The 15,326-nt window shown below is 68.2% G+C and carries 13 protein-coding genes; 9 read left to right on the forward strand and 4 right to left on the reverse strand.

Translation table 11 applies throughout. The features are described 5' to 3' along the window. The first annotated feature begins 9 nt into the window (after positions 1 to 9). Complete coding sequence (locus ACN27F_RS03415; protein WP_421431118.1) at positions 10 to 906, forward strand: helix-turn-helix domain-containing protein; 897 nt, start codon at positions 10 to 12, stop codon at positions 904 to 906. Further along, the gene (locus ACN27F_RS03420) at positions 896 to 1,108 is read left to right on the forward strand and encodes a DUF397 domain-containing protein (RefSeq protein ID WP_421431120.1); all 213 of its coding nucleotides are present in this window, start codon (positions 896 to 898) and stop codon (positions 1,106 to 1,108) included. Before ACN27F_RS03415 ends, ACN27F_RS03420 begins: the two co-directional genes overlap by 11 nt. A gap of 128 nt (positions 1,109 to 1,236) precedes the next feature. Here the strand turns inward: ACN27F_RS03420 and ACN27F_RS03425 are convergent, their stop codons facing one another. From ACN27F_RS03425 to ACN27F_RS03435, 3 genes are all read right to left on the reverse strand, one after another. Further along, the gene (locus ACN27F_RS03425) at positions 1,237 to 4,989 is read right to left on the reverse strand and encodes an NACHT and WD repeat domain-containing protein (RefSeq protein WP_421431122.1); all 3,753 of its coding nucleotides are present in this window, start codon (positions 4,987 to 4,989) and stop codon (positions 1,237 to 1,239) included. A gap of 2 nt (positions 4,990 to 4,991) precedes the next feature. Then, positions 4,992 to 5,381, reverse strand: coding sequence for a hypothetical protein (locus ACN27F_RS03430; protein WP_421431123.1), 390 nt, complete (start codon positions 5,379 to 5,381; stop codon positions 4,992 to 4,994). A gap of 137 nt (positions 5,382 to 5,518) precedes the next feature. Next, positions 5,519 to 5,746, reverse strand: coding sequence for a winged helix-turn-helix domain-containing protein (locus ACN27F_RS03435; protein WP_421431125.1), 228 nt, complete (start codon positions 5,744 to 5,746; stop codon positions 5,519 to 5,521). Positions 5,747 to 6,039: 293 nt separating this feature from the next. Here ACN27F_RS03435 and ACN27F_RS03440 point away from each other — a divergent pair, with 293 nt between their 5' ends. The 6 genes from ACN27F_RS03440 (at position 6,040) to ACN27F_RS03465 (ending at position 11,054) form a co-directional block, all read left to right on the forward strand. Further along, positions 6,040 to 7,062, forward strand: a complete 1,023-nt coding sequence (locus tag ACN27F_RS03440; RefSeq protein ID WP_421431127.1) for an ABC transporter substrate-binding protein — start codon at positions 6,040 to 6,042, stop codon at positions 7,060 to 7,062. Positions 7,063 to 7,121: 59 nt separating this feature from the next. Further along, entirely contained in the window at positions 7,122 to 7,868 is a 747-nt protein-coding gene (locus ACN27F_RS03445) for an ABC transporter permease (protein WP_421431128.1), read from the forward strand. A 75-nt stretch (positions 7,869 to 7,943) separates the two neighbouring features. Continuing rightward, positions 7,944 to 8,756: a class I SAM-dependent methyltransferase gene (locus ACN27F_RS03450; protein WP_421431129.1), complete on the forward strand. Its 813-nt coding sequence runs from the start codon at positions 7,944 to 7,946 to the stop codon at positions 8,754 to 8,756. A gap of 51 nt (positions 8,757 to 8,807) precedes the next feature. Beyond that, positions 8,808 to 9,431: a GNAT family N-acetyltransferase gene (locus ACN27F_RS03455; RefSeq protein ID WP_421431131.1), complete on the forward strand. Its 624-nt coding sequence runs from the start codon at positions 8,808 to 8,810 to the stop codon at positions 9,429 to 9,431. Between the two features lie 68 nt (positions 9,432 to 9,499). After that, entirely contained in the window at positions 9,500 to 10,354 is an 855-nt protein-coding gene (locus tag ACN27F_RS03460; protein WP_421431133.1) for a hypothetical protein, read from the forward strand. A gap of 28 nt (positions 10,355 to 10,382) precedes the next feature. After that, on the forward strand, positions 10,383 to 11,054 hold the full coding sequence (locus tag ACN27F_RS03465) for a hypothetical protein (RefSeq protein WP_421431134.1): 672 nt from the start codon (positions 10,383 to 10,385) through the stop codon (positions 11,052 to 11,054). 199 nt (positions 11,055 to 11,253) lie between these two features. Here ACN27F_RS03465 and ACN27F_RS03470 read toward each other — a convergent pair whose 3' ends face one another. Beyond that, positions 11,254 to 12,078, reverse strand: a complete 825-nt coding sequence (locus ACN27F_RS03470) for a DUF6545 domain-containing protein (protein ID WP_421431136.1) — start codon at positions 12,076 to 12,078, stop codon at positions 11,254 to 11,256. A 683-nt stretch (positions 12,079 to 12,761) separates the two neighbouring features. On the opposite strand from ACN27F_RS03470, the gene ACN27F_RS03475 reads away from it, so the two are divergent. After that, positions 12,762 to 15,242, forward strand: coding sequence for an EAL domain-containing protein (locus ACN27F_RS03475; RefSeq protein WP_421431138.1), 2,481 nt, complete (start codon positions 12,762 to 12,764; stop codon positions 15,240 to 15,242). The last annotated feature ends 84 nt before the right edge of the window (positions 15,243 to 15,326 follow it).

Consider the following 15,326-nt stretch of genomic DNA (forward strand, 5'->3'; position numbering starts at 1 on the left):
GTGTCGGATATGGTGGGTTCTGCACTGTTGCGTCGGTACGTCGGCCGGCGACTCGAAGCGCTGCGACGACGCGCCGGCCTGACCCAGGAGCAGGCGGCCGACGCGCTCCAGAAGGGACGCGCGACGATCGCCCGTATGGAGGACGGGCACGAGGCCGTGCGCTTCCGGGACATCGACGTCAAGGCCATGCTGGAGCTCTACGGCGCGGAGCCTGAGGACGGGAGGATTCTCCTCGCGCTCACCGCCGAGACCCGCAACGGGCGGCGGAAGTCCTGGTGGCACGATCGCACCGAGACTGAGTTGCCGGCGTTCTTCGCGCTCTACGTCTCGCTGGAGGACTCCGCCGAGACGATCAGGCAGTACGAGGTCGAGCTGATCCCGGGTCTGCTCCAGACCCGGCGGTACGCCGAGGAAGTCCACGGAGTGCCGACCGGCTACATCGATGACGACGAGAAACAGCGACGCGTCGAGGTCCGGATGGAACGGCAGTCGCTGCTCACCCGCCCTCGCGCACCACACCTCAGCGTCATCCTCAACGAGGCCGTACTACACCGGCGCATCGGCGGGCGCGAGGTGATGATCGAGCAGTTCGAGCACCTGCTCGACCTGACCCGGCGCGGCAACATCAGCATCCGGGTGCTGCCGTTCACCGCCGGAGTCCACGGCGGCATGGCAGCGTCCACCCCGTTCGCGCTGCTGACCTTCCCGGTGGACCCGCAGAGCGGTGAGCCGCTGGAGCCGCCACTCGCCTACGTCGACACCCTGACCGGAGCGCTCTACCTGAACAAGCCCGGCGAGTCCGGCACCTACCAGCTCGTCTGGGAAGACATCGACCGCCGCTCACTCAACGAGGACGAGTCGAGAAGCATGATCACTTCTGTATTGGAGGCACTCCGTGAAGCCTGACCAGACCGGTGCCCAGTGGCGTAAGTCCAGCCGCAGCGGCAACGGCAACAACTGCGTGGAGGTGGCCACCAACCTCCTCCCGACGACCGGGCGGGTCCTCGTCCGCGACAGCAAGAACCCGACCGCAGCCATCCTGACCATCAGCCCGGACGACTGGCGATCCTTCGTACGCGGAGCGAGCCGCAGACACTTCACCGCCTAACAGCCAGTACGCCGCAGCCACGATGCCCGTCTCCCGGGTAGGTCCGTCCTTCGGACAGCTGACGGGGTTCGTGGCACCGATCCAGGTAGCCGGCACGCCACTGTGCCGGCTACCGCTACTGGTGGCAGTTACTCCCTCAAGTCATGGGGCTTCTCGGTGTTCTGCACGAAGACCATCACCGAACGATCATCGCCGCCGGAGACGATGAGGTGCCGGCCATCCGGTCGCGGCAGCACCGCAACCGCACTCACCCAGCCGGTATGACCAGTCAACTCGGCCAGCTGTTCACCAGTGTCGGGGTCCCACACCCGCACCGACCCATCACCGCCGCCGAAGCCGTAGCCGCCCCCGGCGCCGGAGACGATGAGGTGTCGGCCGTCCGACCCCGGCAGCACCGCAACCGCACTCACCCAGCCGGTATGACCAGTCAACTCGACCAATTGTTCACCGGTGTCGGGGTCCCACACCCGCACCGAACGATCGTCGCCGGAGACGATGAGGTGTCGGCCGTCCGACCCCGGCAGCACCGCAACCGCCCTCACCCCGCCGATGTGGCCAGTCAACTCGACCAGCTGTTCACCAGTGTCGGGGTCCCACACCCGCACCGACCCATCACCGCCGCCGAAGGCGTCGCCGCCGCCGCCAGAGACGATGAGGTGTCGGCCGTCCGACCCCGGCAGCACCGCAACCGCCCTCACCCAGCCGATGTGGCCAGTCAACTCGACCAGCTGTTCACCAGTGTCGGGGTCCCACACCCGCACCGACCCATCACCGCCGCCGAAGGCGTCGCCGCCGCCGCCAGAGACGATGAGGTGCCGGCCATCCGACCCCGGCAGCACCGCAACCGCACCCACCCAGCCGATGTGGCCAGTCAACTCGACCAGCTGTTCACCAGTGTCGGGGTCCCACACCCGCACCGACCCATCACCGCCGCGGCTTTCGTTGCCGCCGGAGACGATGCGGCTCTGGCCGTCCGACCCCGGCAGCACCGCAACCGCCCTCACCCCGCCGGTATGACCGGTCAACTCGGCCAGCTGTTCACCAGTGTCGGGGTCCCACACCCGCACCGACCCATCACCGCCGCCGCCGCCGGAGACGATGCGGCTCTGGCCGTCCGACCCCGGCAGCACCGCAACCGCACTCACCCCGCCGATGTGACCCATCAACTCGGCCAATTGTCTACTGAAACTGGGGTCCCACACCCGCACCGACCCATCAACGCCGCCGGAGACAATGCGGCTCCGGCCATCTGGGCCCGGCAGCACCGCAACCGCACTCACCCCGCCGGTATGACCAGTCAACTCGGCCAGCTGTTCACCAGTGTCGGGGTCCCACACCCGCACTGACCCATCACCGCCGCGGCTTTCGTCGCGGCCGGAGACGATGAGGTGCCGGCCATCCGACCCCGGCAGCACCGCAACCGCACCCACCCAGCCGGTATGACCAGCAAACTCGACCAGCTGTTCACCAGTGTCGGGGTCCCACACCCGCACCCACCCATCAACGAAGCCGTTGCCGCCGGAGACGATGAGGTGTCGGCCGTCCGACCCCGGCAGCACCGCAACCGCCCTCACCCAGCCGATGTGGCCAGTCAACTCGACCAATTGTTCACCAGTGTCGGGGTCCCACACCCGCACCCACCCATCAACGAAGCCGTTGCCGCCGGAGACGATGAGGTGTCGGCCGTCCGACCCCGGCAGCACCGCAACCGCACCCACCCCGCCGATGTGGCCAGTCAACTCGACCAGCTGTTCACCAGTGTCGGGGTCCCACACCCGCACTGACCCATCAACGCCGCCGCCGGAGACGATGAGGTGTCGGCCGTCCGACCCCGGCAGCACCGCAACCGCACCCACCCCGCCGGTATGACCAGCAAACTCGACCAATTGTTCACCAGTGTCGGGGTCCCACACCCGCACCGACCCATCACCGCCGCCGAAGGCGTCGCCGCCGCCGGAGACGATGAGGTGCCGGCCATCCGACCCCGGCAGCACCGCAACCGCACCCACCCAGCCGGTATGACCAGCAAACTCGACCAATTGTTCACCAGTGTCGGGGTCCCACACCCGCACCGAACGATCGCCGCCGGAGACGATGCGGCTCCGGCCGTCCGACCCCGGCAGCACCGCAACCGCGTTCACCCGGCCGATGTGGCCAGTGAGGGTACGAAAGGTCGTCCCTGACCAGATGGCAGTTTGCGCATACCATGGCCATTCGGAGTAGTCCGCGATGAGCGCGCCAGCCAGGCCGGTTGATCGGGTCTTGCGGGCCCATACATGCAGCCACCAGGCACGTCTTCCGTCAGACCAGTCGTTCCACTCACTGGTGGATGCGCTTTCCAAGGCCGCGACTGCGGCGATGGCGTCCGGAGCGCTCAGGGTGTGTCGGTGCGGCAGGATCTGGCTGGGCGGGCAGGACAGCAGGAATCCTGAATCGGGCATTAACTCGTCGAGCATCCCGGCAGCGGCGGCGTGTGTGGGTAGGCGCAGTCGCGTGTAGTCGTCGACGTCTGACCAGTCGCGCCGTCCGGTGGCCGGGCTGGCGGGTGGGACCAGCCACGTAGTGATCGTCCGGTGCGCGGTCTGCAAGGCGGCGTGCAACTCGTCGGTCAGCCCGCCGTCGATCGGTTCCTCGTTTCCGCCGTCCAGGGCGGCGGTGAACAGGTCACGCAGGCTCTGGTGGCGGACCTGGTACTGGCGGTGACGGTCCGGACCGGTGGTCACGTCGAGGAACGCGCGGGCTGGCCCATCCAGCCACACCGCCAGCTCATTGCCGGCGTCCGGCCTGTGTAGCAAAGTGGCGAGGCCGTTGCGGTCAATCGGGCGGCCGAGGGCGGCGAGCACCGCCAGCGCGGGCAGGTGCAGCGATCGCCAGTTAGGTTGGGTAGCCCATCGCTGCTGGATCTGCAGCTCGTAGTAGCCGCGCAGACCATCCGGCAGGCACAGCACATCGTTCGGTGGGCGTAGCCCAGCGCGGACCTCGTCGAGCACGTACCGCAGATAGATCCACACTCCGCGGCAGCGGTCGAGCAGCGTCGCGACGAACGTCGTCGCAGGGACCCAGCGCTCGGCTAGCACCTTGGTCAGCGCCGGATCCGGGGTTGGACCGGTGGTCGCAGCGTGCAGGTAGGCAGCCATGTCGGCCAGGTTGTCGGCACCCTCTACCTCGATCTGCGACCAGCCGACCCGCAGCGGATCCCGCAAGGCGACCAGCGGAATCCCGTATCGGCTGGTCGCCACGATGTACGCCCCCGCCGGCAAGGCGTCCGGTGCTGGTAGGCCGAGTGGAATCCCGGTGCCCATGCCCGCAGGATCCGCCTCGGCCTCGTCCAACCCGTCGACGACCAGCACCACCGGCCGGCGCTCGGCCGGCGCGAACCGCTCATCACGGGCCGCCACCGCCGCCCGAATAACCTTGGCCAGCCAGTCTGGCCGCTGCGCAGCCGCCGGGAACACGTCTCCCGGGGTGAACCTGTCCGCCAGGCCCCACGCGCCGATCAACTGCGCGGCCAGACTCTTGCGTGCCTCGATTGGGTTGCGCGCTCCGCCGTCGAGCCGAGTGAAGTGGTGCGCGCACGGCCGCGTCCACACCAGATGCGCTGCCAGTGCGCTCTTGCCGACCCCAGCTTCGCCTCGCACCACGACGTACCCACGGTCGGTGGCGGCGATCCGTTTGTCGATTTGGCTGATCAGGCCGGAGCGTCCTTGAAATCGGGCGAGATCCAGCTGCTCGTACAACGGCGCCGGATCAAAGATCGCGTCATTCAGCCGGTCGAACCGGCCCACCGTGACCTGCACGTACGTCGGTCCGGTATGCACCGTCCCGGTGATGTCCCGGCCGGCGGCGACCGCGCCCGGGGCCAGCTGCCATCTCGGTCCCACCGTTACTGAACCGGTCCCTGCTGTCGCGGCGACCAGGCCCTGCCGCCGGTGGTGTCGATGTCCGCTTGTCCGGTGATGTCCCGTCCCGCGACCACCGCGCCCGGGGCGACCCCGGACTGCGGCATCGCCTCATCGCCAGCCGTAGTGGACGGATCGGTCCGGACCCGGCCACCGAGGTCCCGACCAGCGACCACCGCACCAGCACCGATTCGCCGGTGTGATTCCGACGCTCCTCCGGCCAACCAGCCCGCTACCAGCGCCCCGAGCAGCGTCAACACTCCTGCCGCGAGCCACCACTGCCAGCCGCCCTGCAACCTGTTGATCACCGCGCTGTTCGCGGCGGCGATCATCACCGCGATGCCTGCGGCCCAGGCGACTTGCCGACCAGACACGTAACCACCCCATGATCACCAGAAGCGTCGGACCTGATACCGGGAGTCAGATCGTAGTCGGTACGAGCAATCTCCACTGCAGCACCCGGTCTGGCTCGGCAAGTACCTGGCGCGGCAGGAAGGTCGAGTGTCACCGATCACAGGACGTAGACGCCTCGGCCTTGGTGGCCTTGAAGGACGCCCCGCTCCTGGAGGCGGGCGAGGGCTTGGCGGACGGTTGGGGCTGAGCATTCGTACTGTTCGCGGAGTTCCGTTGTGGACGGGATCTTGTCCCCGGGTTTGAGGTCGCCGGTGGCGATGGCGGACTCGATGTCGCGCATGATCCGCCGGAAGACCGGCTCTGCGGGCTGGGAAGGGGTCGGCACGGCAAGGCTCCTCGCGTAGGTGAGGCCATCGCACCACGCCCGACCTGTGTTGGCAAGCAAGGCAAGTAGCTCCCCTTGACTTAGCTTACTTAGCAATCTAAGTTTTCGACCTGGTTGGGGCGTCCCTCTCGCGTAGGGGCTGGGCGGAGCGCCTCGGCCACGGCCTGCCCTCCTTCGATCTGGGCGTCCCCGTCGTCCGGACGGGAGGGCAGGCCACCTTGCCCGCCCCGCCGCCCCTGGCACGAGGGCTCGCCACCCCTTCTGACATGTGTTGCTAAGTAAGCGAGGTTTTCATGGTGTGTACGACCACCCGCCGCCGACTGCTCGCCGGTGGGGTCGCTGTCCTGGCCGGGCCGGCGATCTCGGCCTGCGGCCGCGGATCCTCTGCCGACGACGTTCCGATGGAGACGGTCACCGTGTTGACGGGCGCCGGGTTCCAAGGGCGGGAAGCGCCGCTGCTGGTGGCTCGGGCCCAGGGCTGGTTCCGCGACGAGGGCCTGGCCGTGAAGGTGCTGCCGGGCAAGGGATCGGGCGAGAACCTGAAGCTGCTGGCCGCCGGTCAGGTCGACGTCGCGACGTTGGACGTGAACGCGGCGATGATGGAGGCCAGCAGACCCGACGGCATCCGGGACTTCCGGCTGACGTCGGTGCTGCACCAGCGAAACCTCGCGTGCTTCGTGGCGTTGGCGTCGTCGGGTATCCGCACGCCGAGCGACCTGGCGGACCGGCGACTGTCGTACCTGCCGGGCGGCATCAACCACGTGCTGTTCCCGACGTACGCGAAGCTGGCCGGCTTCGACCCCTCGGGAGTGCAGTGGGTCAGCAACCCGGTGCCAGCCCAGCACGCGGCCCTACTCGCCGCCCGGAAGGTCGACGCCATCAGCCAGTTCGTGCCGGCGGTGGAATCGGTGCGGTCCGTCACCCAACAGGACGTGACCGTGCTGCCGTTCGTCGACTGGATCGGCGACCTGCATGGATCGGCGATGGCCGTGTCCACGGCGACCGCGACCGGCCGCGCCGACGTGGTGCGCCGGTTCAACCGGGCACTGCTACGCGGTCTGGACTACTGCATGCAGCATCCCGACCAGGCCGGCACGGTGTACGCGGCGCAGCCGGAGACGCAGGGCCAACAGGCCGACCTCGCCACCGCCGAACTCACCGCGCTACGCGGCTACGTCACACCCCTGCGCGCCGGACAGGTGGGTCACTTCGACCTCGGCCGGGTCGCCCGCAACATCGCGATCCTGCTCGGCGCCGGTGCCATACCCATAGGGCTGACGCCGGACGACATCATCGCCCCCGACCTCGTCGAGTGAACTGGCCCGGATCACCGATGCCCGGTCCTGCTTCGACGGCCACGACACGGCTGCAGGCGGTGACGGCGCGTGCTGTCGCGCCGGTGCTCGGTGTGGCCGGGCTGGTCGCCGTCTGGTGGACAGCCGTCGAGGTCTCCGGCATCGCCGACTACATCGTGCCGGCACCACCGGCGGTCGCCGCCGTGATCCATGACCAGCTCGGTTACCTGCTCCACCACGCCGGCGTCACCCTCACCACCGCGATGACCGGTTACGCGATCGCCGCCGCCACCGCGGTCACACTCGGCGCCGTCCTGGCCATGTCCCGACCACTCGCCCGAGCACTCACCCCGACCCTGCTGGTCCTCAGCGTGCTACCGAAACCCGCCCTGGTGCCCGTGCTGGTCATCGCACTCGGGTTCGGGGCGGGCCCGAAGATCGTCCTGGTCTGGCTGATGTGCTTCCTCCCGATCACGCTCGCGACAACCGCCGGCCTGACGACCACCCCGGCCGACCTGGTCGAGCTGGCCCGCTCGTTGACCGCGTCCCGCTGGCAGACGTTCGTCAAGGTCCGGCTGCCGGCCGCGCTACCGCACCTGCACTCCGGGCTGCGGATCGCGCTGCCCCTTGCCCTCATCGGCGCCGTCGTGTCCGAGCTGTTCGGCGGGCTCGCCGGGCTCGGCGTCGTCATCCAGAACGCCGGCACCCGCGCGGACCTCGCCTTCGCCGCCATCGCGGTCCTCGCCGCCATGAGCACCGCCCTGTACGGCCTACTCAACGCCACCTGCGCCGCGGCAGCGCCCTGGATCCACCACACCACCATCTGACCCCACATCCCGCTCGTGTAACGGACCCGAGCCGCAGCGACCCAGCCGACCCACCCTTGTCAAGGAGACACAACCGTGACCACCTCCACCTACCTGTTCGGCGACACCCCGCCCGACACCCGCAGCGACAACGCGATGATGCTCGACGCCCTGGCCGGGATGCTCGACCCGTTCTCCCGCCGCCAGCTGCGCCGCATCGGAATCCGCCCGGACGCCCGCTGCCTCGTCGTCGCCGTCGGCGCCAGCTGCATCGCCGCGACCCTCGCCGAGATGGCCGCCCACGGCGAGGTCACGGCCACCGACATCGACCTCGCCCCGTGCCGCCGCCACCCCCGCGTCCGCCTGGTCCGCCACAACATCGTCACCGACCCATTGCCCGACGACGGGTTCGACCTCATCCACATCCGGCTCCTCCTCGCACACCTGCCCGCCGACCAGCGCAGCGCCGTGCTCGCCAGGCTCGTCGACACGCTGACCCCCGGCGGCCTGCTCATCGTCGAGGAGTTCGAGCCCACCTGGCGTACCTCGGTACTGTCCGCGCCTAACCTCGACCACGCCGACCGGCTCTTCGCCACCTACCACCAAGCGTTCGGGACCGCGCTCACCACATCCGGCAACGACCCGGCGTGGGGACGGCGAGCGCACCACGCGATGCGCGGCCTCGGCCTGCACGTCGAGACGACTGGTCACACCGGCACCTGGACCGGCGGACAGGCCGGTTGCCTCCTGCCGTACGCCACCGCCGGAGTCATCCGCGACCGGCTCGCCACCGCCGGCATGACCGTCGACGACATCGACGCGTTCCGCGACCTGCTGCTCCACCCCGACCTGGTGGTCAAAGGCAACCTGGTCCTGTCCCACGTCGGCCGCGCCCCCACCAGCAGCTGACATAGCCGACAAGTGGCGACCTCGCCGACGACCTTAGGACGGAGACCCGCCGTGACCACCCGCACCATCCACGTCCGCCGCGCCACCCCCGACGACATCCCCGCCCTCACCCCGACACTCGTCGCCGCGTTCCTCCACGCCCCCGACGCCCAATGGCTCATCCCCGACCTGAACGAGCGCCGGCGTGTCTACCAGCAACTGTGCCCGGCCTTCCTCACCCACGTGATGACCACCGGCGCCGTGCACACCACCACCGAGCACACCGGTGCCGCCCTCTGGCTACCCCATACCACCACCCACACAGCTGACCCGCGCCACACCGCCCGCATCGAGCGGATCACCGACCGCCACAGCGACCGGTTCGCCACTCTCGCCGAACTCCTGCAGGCACACGCCCCACGCCGCCCCCATCTCTACCTGGCCCACCTCGGCGTAACCCCGGCCCGGCAGCGCCACGGCATCGGCACCGCTCTACTCACCTACCGGCACGCCACCTGCGACACCGCCGGCACCCCCATCCACCTCGTCGCCACCAGCCGTGCCGCACGCGACTTCTACCAGCGACTCGGCTACCACCCCACTACCACGACCACCCTGTACCTGCCCGACGGCGGACCACCCATCTGGCCCATGTGGCGTCAACCCCGCACCAGCCCACAAGGACGACAGCAATGACCCACCACGCCAGCTCATCCCCGGCAGCGCCCACCGCCCCCATCCCAGATGAAGGAACCCCGCTCACCATGCCGCCGTACCTGACGATCACGCCCACCCGGCGCGGACACCGCCCCCTGATCCGCACCCCCATCACCACCCTGCGGCACCCCGACACCCACCGCGCCATCGTCGTCGTGTCCACCATCCACTACGCCGAACCCGCCTACTACCACCAACTCCTCGACGACATCACCACCCACCAACAGCACGGATTCACCGTCCACCACGAAGGCGCCCAATACCGCACCCCCGGCGACGAACCCACCGACGCGGAACAAGACGTCCTCGCCCACCTCACCACCATGCGCGAAACCGAACGCCTCCGCATGACCGCACTCGGCTGGACCTACCAACCCACCCTGCTCCACCACCCCACCTGGCAGCGCCGCGACATGACCGACCTCGACATCATCCGCGCCGCCGGCACCGATGCGATGCTCACCGCCGTCCAACGCCGGCTACGCCTGCTCACCTGGCCCGACGAACACGTCTGGCGCCACGCCGCCTACCACGCCTGGTTCGCCCTCGCCAACCGCGCCGTCGCCCGAGCGGCACGCCGCCCCACCACCACCCGTCGCCCACACCGCAACCCCCACACCGAAGCCGTCCTCCGTGTCCTGACCGACCAACGCACCACCCTCGCCGTCACCGCAGCCACCGACACCACCGACGACCTCGTCATGATCTGGGGCGCCGCCCACCTGCCCGGCATCACCACCGCCCTCCACACCCACGGCTACCAACTCGACACCAACGCCACCCGATGGCGTACCGCCGGACACCTCCCACCGCTCATCACCTCCGCCGCCCGCTACCTCCTGCGGCGACCACCAGCACCCCACCCCCACCACCACACCCGGCCACACCAATCACCCGAATAGCGCCAGCAGACGCGACGAACGCACGCTCGTGTCCCAGCGCAGCGACACCCGCCGCGACCGCGCCGACCGGCAGAGAACCTGGTCCGATGACCGCACCGGTACCCTGCCAGCGGGCGGCGCGGCTACCAGCCGATCTCCCGCAAGAGTCGCCCGCGCCGCCCCACCGGCGAACCGTCGTCACAACCTGCGGCGGCGGCCCGCCGGCCGCGCACAACCCACCACCCGATGCTGGCAGGCAGTCGCCGCCGTCATCATCGCCGGCACCACCGCCGCCACGACCAGCTGCGCGCCAGCCCCACCACCAGCGGCGGTCACCCTCACCAAGGACACCGTCCTGTCCGAACGCATCGCCCGTATCCACCACGACCGCGCCACCGTCCGCCTCCACGACCTCACCGACCACCCCTGGCACCACGTCCGCATATTCCACGAACCCGTCACCCGCGACTACATCCAACGCACCATCGGCACCCCCATCCACATGCCCGACATCTTCACCACCAGAGGACACATCCTCGTCTTCACCAACCACGACGGCACTGTCGTGCGCACCGTCTACACCACCCCCAACAACCTCACCCCCGGCCACTACAGCAACCAGGTCATGCTCCGACCGCACTCCCAACCCGGCACCCCCACCCTGCGGCTGACCGACCCTGTCCCGCCATCACCCCCACGCCCCGAAACACCCCGAACGTGATCGACGTCGTCGTGTCGTGGGGCCGGGCGAGTGCGGCCAGGGTGTCCGTCGGACGGGCCGTCAGCCGAGGAACCCCAACGCGGCACCAGCATCACCGTCGCCACCGCTACGCCACCACCCTGCCGGCCTACACCCCAACCCAGGACCAGAACCCCGACTACCGGAGACCATCACGCAGCTCGATCGATAGGAAAAGTGATCATCCGGCCGCCGTGTTGCTCGGACCCGAGTCGGTCCCTGCAAGGCGACTGTTGAGGAGGACGTAGGGGGAGGTAGTGAGGGCTTGAGCTGTGCGTACGAAGTGGGCTGCGACGGTGTCGAGATCCGCTGTGGTGGCGGGAATGAGTGCGTCGGGTGGGGCGTGGCGTGGAGGCGCGCCAGACGCGTGCGCGTGTAGAGCTGCGCGAACAGCGGTCGCCGCAGCGATCGCGTCGACTTCGGCTTCTGGCAGGCATGCGCGCCTGGCTCGGTATCGAGCCTGATTGAGGATGTTGGGGTCGACGTAGGCGCCTACCTGGCGAAGACCGTCGAGGATTTCGATGGTGCGTCGGTAGTAGGCGTGGGAGAGGCTAGTCAGTGAGACAGGGTCGTCGAGTGGAAAGCCTTCGCCCCATGCGGACGTTCGCGACCACGTCGACCGGATGGTGATTGCGCCGTCACGAAGTGCAAGCCAGAGGGGCCACATCTGCCAGTGGCGCTGCCAGCGGGTCCACCATCGAACCAGGCGGATGTGTGGTCCGATGCTGGTTCGATGCCAGAAGATGGACAGGGCTTGGGGACGTGCTCGTGCCCGGGTAAGCCAGGTGGCGAGAATGTCAGCGGCTAGTTCGGCCTCGTTTTCTTCGGCCGGGTCGCCAGTGTGGCTGTCGACGGGTCGCGCCCCTCGGTGGCCGAGAATGATGTGGGCCAGTTCGTGGAGGACTGTCTGGGTTCGGGCTAGTAGCGGCAGGCTCGCATCGACGAAGATGAGGTCAGTGGTTGTCGAGCCCATCCACACGCCAGGTGCTTCGTGCGCGGGGATCATCAGCGGCACAATGGTGATGGGTCGCGTTCTGGTGGATCCAATGGCCTGACACCAGGCATCAACGGTATAGGGCGGGGGCGGCGGAGGCAGGTGCAGGCGGTGTAGGCGTCGTACCAGGCGGTGCCGGTGGCGCCACTGGACGCCTCCTTCTGCCTGTATACGCACCCTCTGGTCCTCCGGGCTTCTGTTCGGCACGGTCTGAGTGTGCTGGCGGGGCGGCCGCCAGCTGCCAATGATCGTGAGTCCGCGACCGGCCTGGGCGCAGTCGTCCAATCATCATGCCGGTCATCGGCCGAAGTCGGCTACTGGTCCCACTGGATGTTCCCAGCAACGGCTGTCAACGGCGGACGATCTCGCCGCAGCGGGTCAGCCGTACTGTTTGACATGGGCTGTTTGTCTGTCGCAACGGTGCCGGACCGGACGCATGCACAGCCGATGTCGACGTTGACACAACAAGACCGAGATTTCCCAAATCCACTAGCTAGGAACTATGTCCGTATATGCCTGGTCGCCCCCGCAATGTTGTCTGATTTCGACCCAGAGAACGCGCAATGAGGTGAGCATGTACGGCAGGGACTGTGACTGGAACTGATCGGAGCCCTTGGCGTCGTTGCTGTTAGCCTGGGCTGCCGGGCCACCGGGCGGGGTGACCCGACGGGCTCGACGGGGATGTGGCAACGGTCATGGGACGACGGGACTACCGGCTCGGAGCATTGACTCTTGCCACGTCCATGATCGCTGGTTTCACGTTGGCCTTCGCGATCATGCGGCTAGCGGTGCCAAGCGCTGGTCAGTGGGTATATCCCGTCGCGGCAGCCGCGATGATTGCGGTCGGCAACGCGTGTTCGGTGGAGATGCCGGTCCGGTCGGGTGCGAGGCTGACGTTCACGCCGACCGCGATCCTTGTCAGCGCGGTCGTGCTGCCGACGCCGTGGCTGGTACTGGCCACCGTGGTGGGAACCATGATCGCGAGAGTCGTCATCCGGCACCCAACGAGTGCTGCGGTACACAAGGCCATCCAAATTACGGCGAAGGATACGATCGTGGCTGCGGCGGTGGGTGCTGCGGTCGGTGTGGCCGGGGTCCAGCCGGACCTGGGTAGTGAGGTCTTGCCCGCGAGTCTGCCGTCCTATCTGATTGCCTTGGCGCTGTCGGTATTGGCGATGGTGCTCGTGGAGGCAACGGTTACCACGACGACAGTATCCCTCGCGGCAGGCAGCGCGTGGCGTACCGTCGCCGGCACGGCAGTTGATATGCGACTGGCAGTCGTACTGGCCGAGTCTCTGGTGGCTGCGGGCTTGATCGCATTGATCAAGGTGGACCTGCGACTCTTGATCGCGACGCCACTGGCGATGCTGCTGGTCTACGCGGTCTACCACCATCGCATGCAGGTGCGAGCGGAGCGAGACACCTGGCAGCGGCTGGCGGGTGTCACGGACATGCTGAACACCTCGGATCCCACGAAGGTGCTGCACACGGCGACTCGCGGCGCCGTCGAGATGTTCGGGGCTCGACAGGCTGAGGTCGAGGTCACCATTCCCGGCTCGGGTCGGCGTCTGGTCCGTGCGTGTCCGACCTGCCTGTGCTTCGATGGCCCGCCTGACGGGGTGGGTCCCATGGATCACACCGAGGCGGTGCAGACCCTGACGACAGGTAGCACAGACCCAGGCATCATCCGCATCGTTCTGCAAGGTCCGCGTGACGCGCTGTCCGGACGCGAGAGAGCCGCACTCCGAGCCTTCGGCGCGGCGTTGTCGACCTGCCTGGACAACGCAGTGGCCTACACCCATCTTGCTGCTGACGCCAAGGCGTACGCCCGCACCGCCACCCATGACGGGCTGACGGGCCTCGCCAACCGGCACGTCTTCACCGCAACCGCCGACGCGCGTTGCGCCACCGACCCGGCCGGCGTCGCAGTGCTACGTCTGCGCCTGGTGGGCTTCTCCGGCATCGCTGCCGCACTCGGCCATGCCTGCGGTGAATCTCTACTGATCACGGTGGCGGCGAGGCTGACGGACGCGGTCGCCGAAACGGGGTACCTTGCCTGCCGACTCGGCGCAGACGACTTCGCCGTCCTGCTCGCGGGGACCAGCACGGAGATGGAGAGCGAATCCTTACGCATCGCGGCGGCTCTGCATCAACCGACGGATGCAGGTGGCGTCCTGGTCAGTGTGCAAGTCAGCGTCGGACTGGCACTGGGCGGCGCAGGGATCGGTGGCAACGAGCTGCTCCACCAGGCGGACGCCGCGCTTCAGCGGGGCAGGGGTCATGGACCGATGAGGCTACCGTTGTACGACCCACAGAAAGACCAGCACGATCGGGACACTCAGCCGGCGGACCTCGTGCGCGATTTTCCCGTTGATCTTCACGCCGGCCGTGTCGGGGTCGACTTCCAGCCAGTACTTGACCTGACGACGGGCGTGCCGGTCGCCATCGAGGCGCTGGCGATGTGGCGGCATCAGCGCCACGGGGTACTGCATGTGCGGCGCTGGCGGGGGATCGCAGAGTCCGTGGTTCCACCGGTCTCGATAGCCCAAGTGGTGTTGAACGAAGCGCTGGCCGGGGCCAGAGCATTGCGTGACGCCGGCTTCGACTTGCCGGTCGCAGTGACCGTATCGGCGCCCTGCCTGCTCGATGCACGGTTCACCGGCCTGCTGTTCGGTACCCTTCTGCGCCATGCCGTCGCACCGGACCGCCTGATCCTCCAGATACCCGAAACAGACTTACTCGGCCCGGACGCCCTAACCGAGACGCTGTCCGAGATTGACAGAGCAGGTGTCCTACTGTCGCTGGAACGGTTCGGATCCGGTCCGGCGTCGCTAGCGACTCTTGCCAGGCTGCCGATCCGCGGCCTCAAGGTCGATGAGACATTCATCGACAGTATGGCGAGCCGCCAGTCGGCGGTGGTGATCCGAGCTGCGGTGACCCTCGGGGATGATCTACGAATTCCGGTCTGCGCACCCGGAGTGCGCAGCAGCGAGCAGCGGCAGGCTCTGCGCGATCTCGGCTGCCGGGTCGGACAGGGCGACGTGCTCGGTCCGCCGATGGAACGTGAACAACTCCTCGAAGCGTTGAGACAGGGCAATGGCGGTGTGCCTGGGCAGCTTGCGACCCCTTTAAAGGAGGTGCGGGTGCTGCCGTTGCGGTCCCGACACGTCAGCTGAACTACTCGTACGGACCGTGATCGACGCTGGGTCCGAAAAGATGTCCGCCTCACCATCGCCCTGATCCGGCTCGCTGGACACTCC

This window comes from Solwaraspora sp. WMMB335 (assembly GCF_049179075.1).
In the GTDB taxonomy this organism is placed as follows: Bacteria; Actinomycetota; Actinomycetes; order Mycobacteriales; family Micromonosporaceae; genus Micromonospora_E.

Coding starts and splice junctions, on each gene's coding strand:
- ACN27F_RS03415 (WP_421431118.1), top strand. CDS start 10: ATGGTGGGTTCTGCACTGTTGCGTCGGTACGTCGGCCGGCGACTCGAA.
- ACN27F_RS03475 (WP_421431138.1), top strand. CDS start 12,762: ATGGGACGACGGGACTACCGGCTCGGAGCATTGACTCTTGCCACGTCC.
- ACN27F_RS03470 (WP_421431136.1), bottom strand. CDS start 12,078: ATGATCCCCGCGCACGAAGCACCTGGCGTGTGGATGGGCTCGACAACC.
- ACN27F_RS03440 (WP_421431127.1), top strand. CDS start 6,040: ATGGTGTGTACGACCACCCGCCGCCGACTGCTCGCCGGTGGGGTCGCT.
- ACN27F_RS03460 (WP_421431133.1), top strand. CDS start 9,500: ATGCCGCCGTACCTGACGATCACGCCCACCCGGCGCGGACACCGCCCC.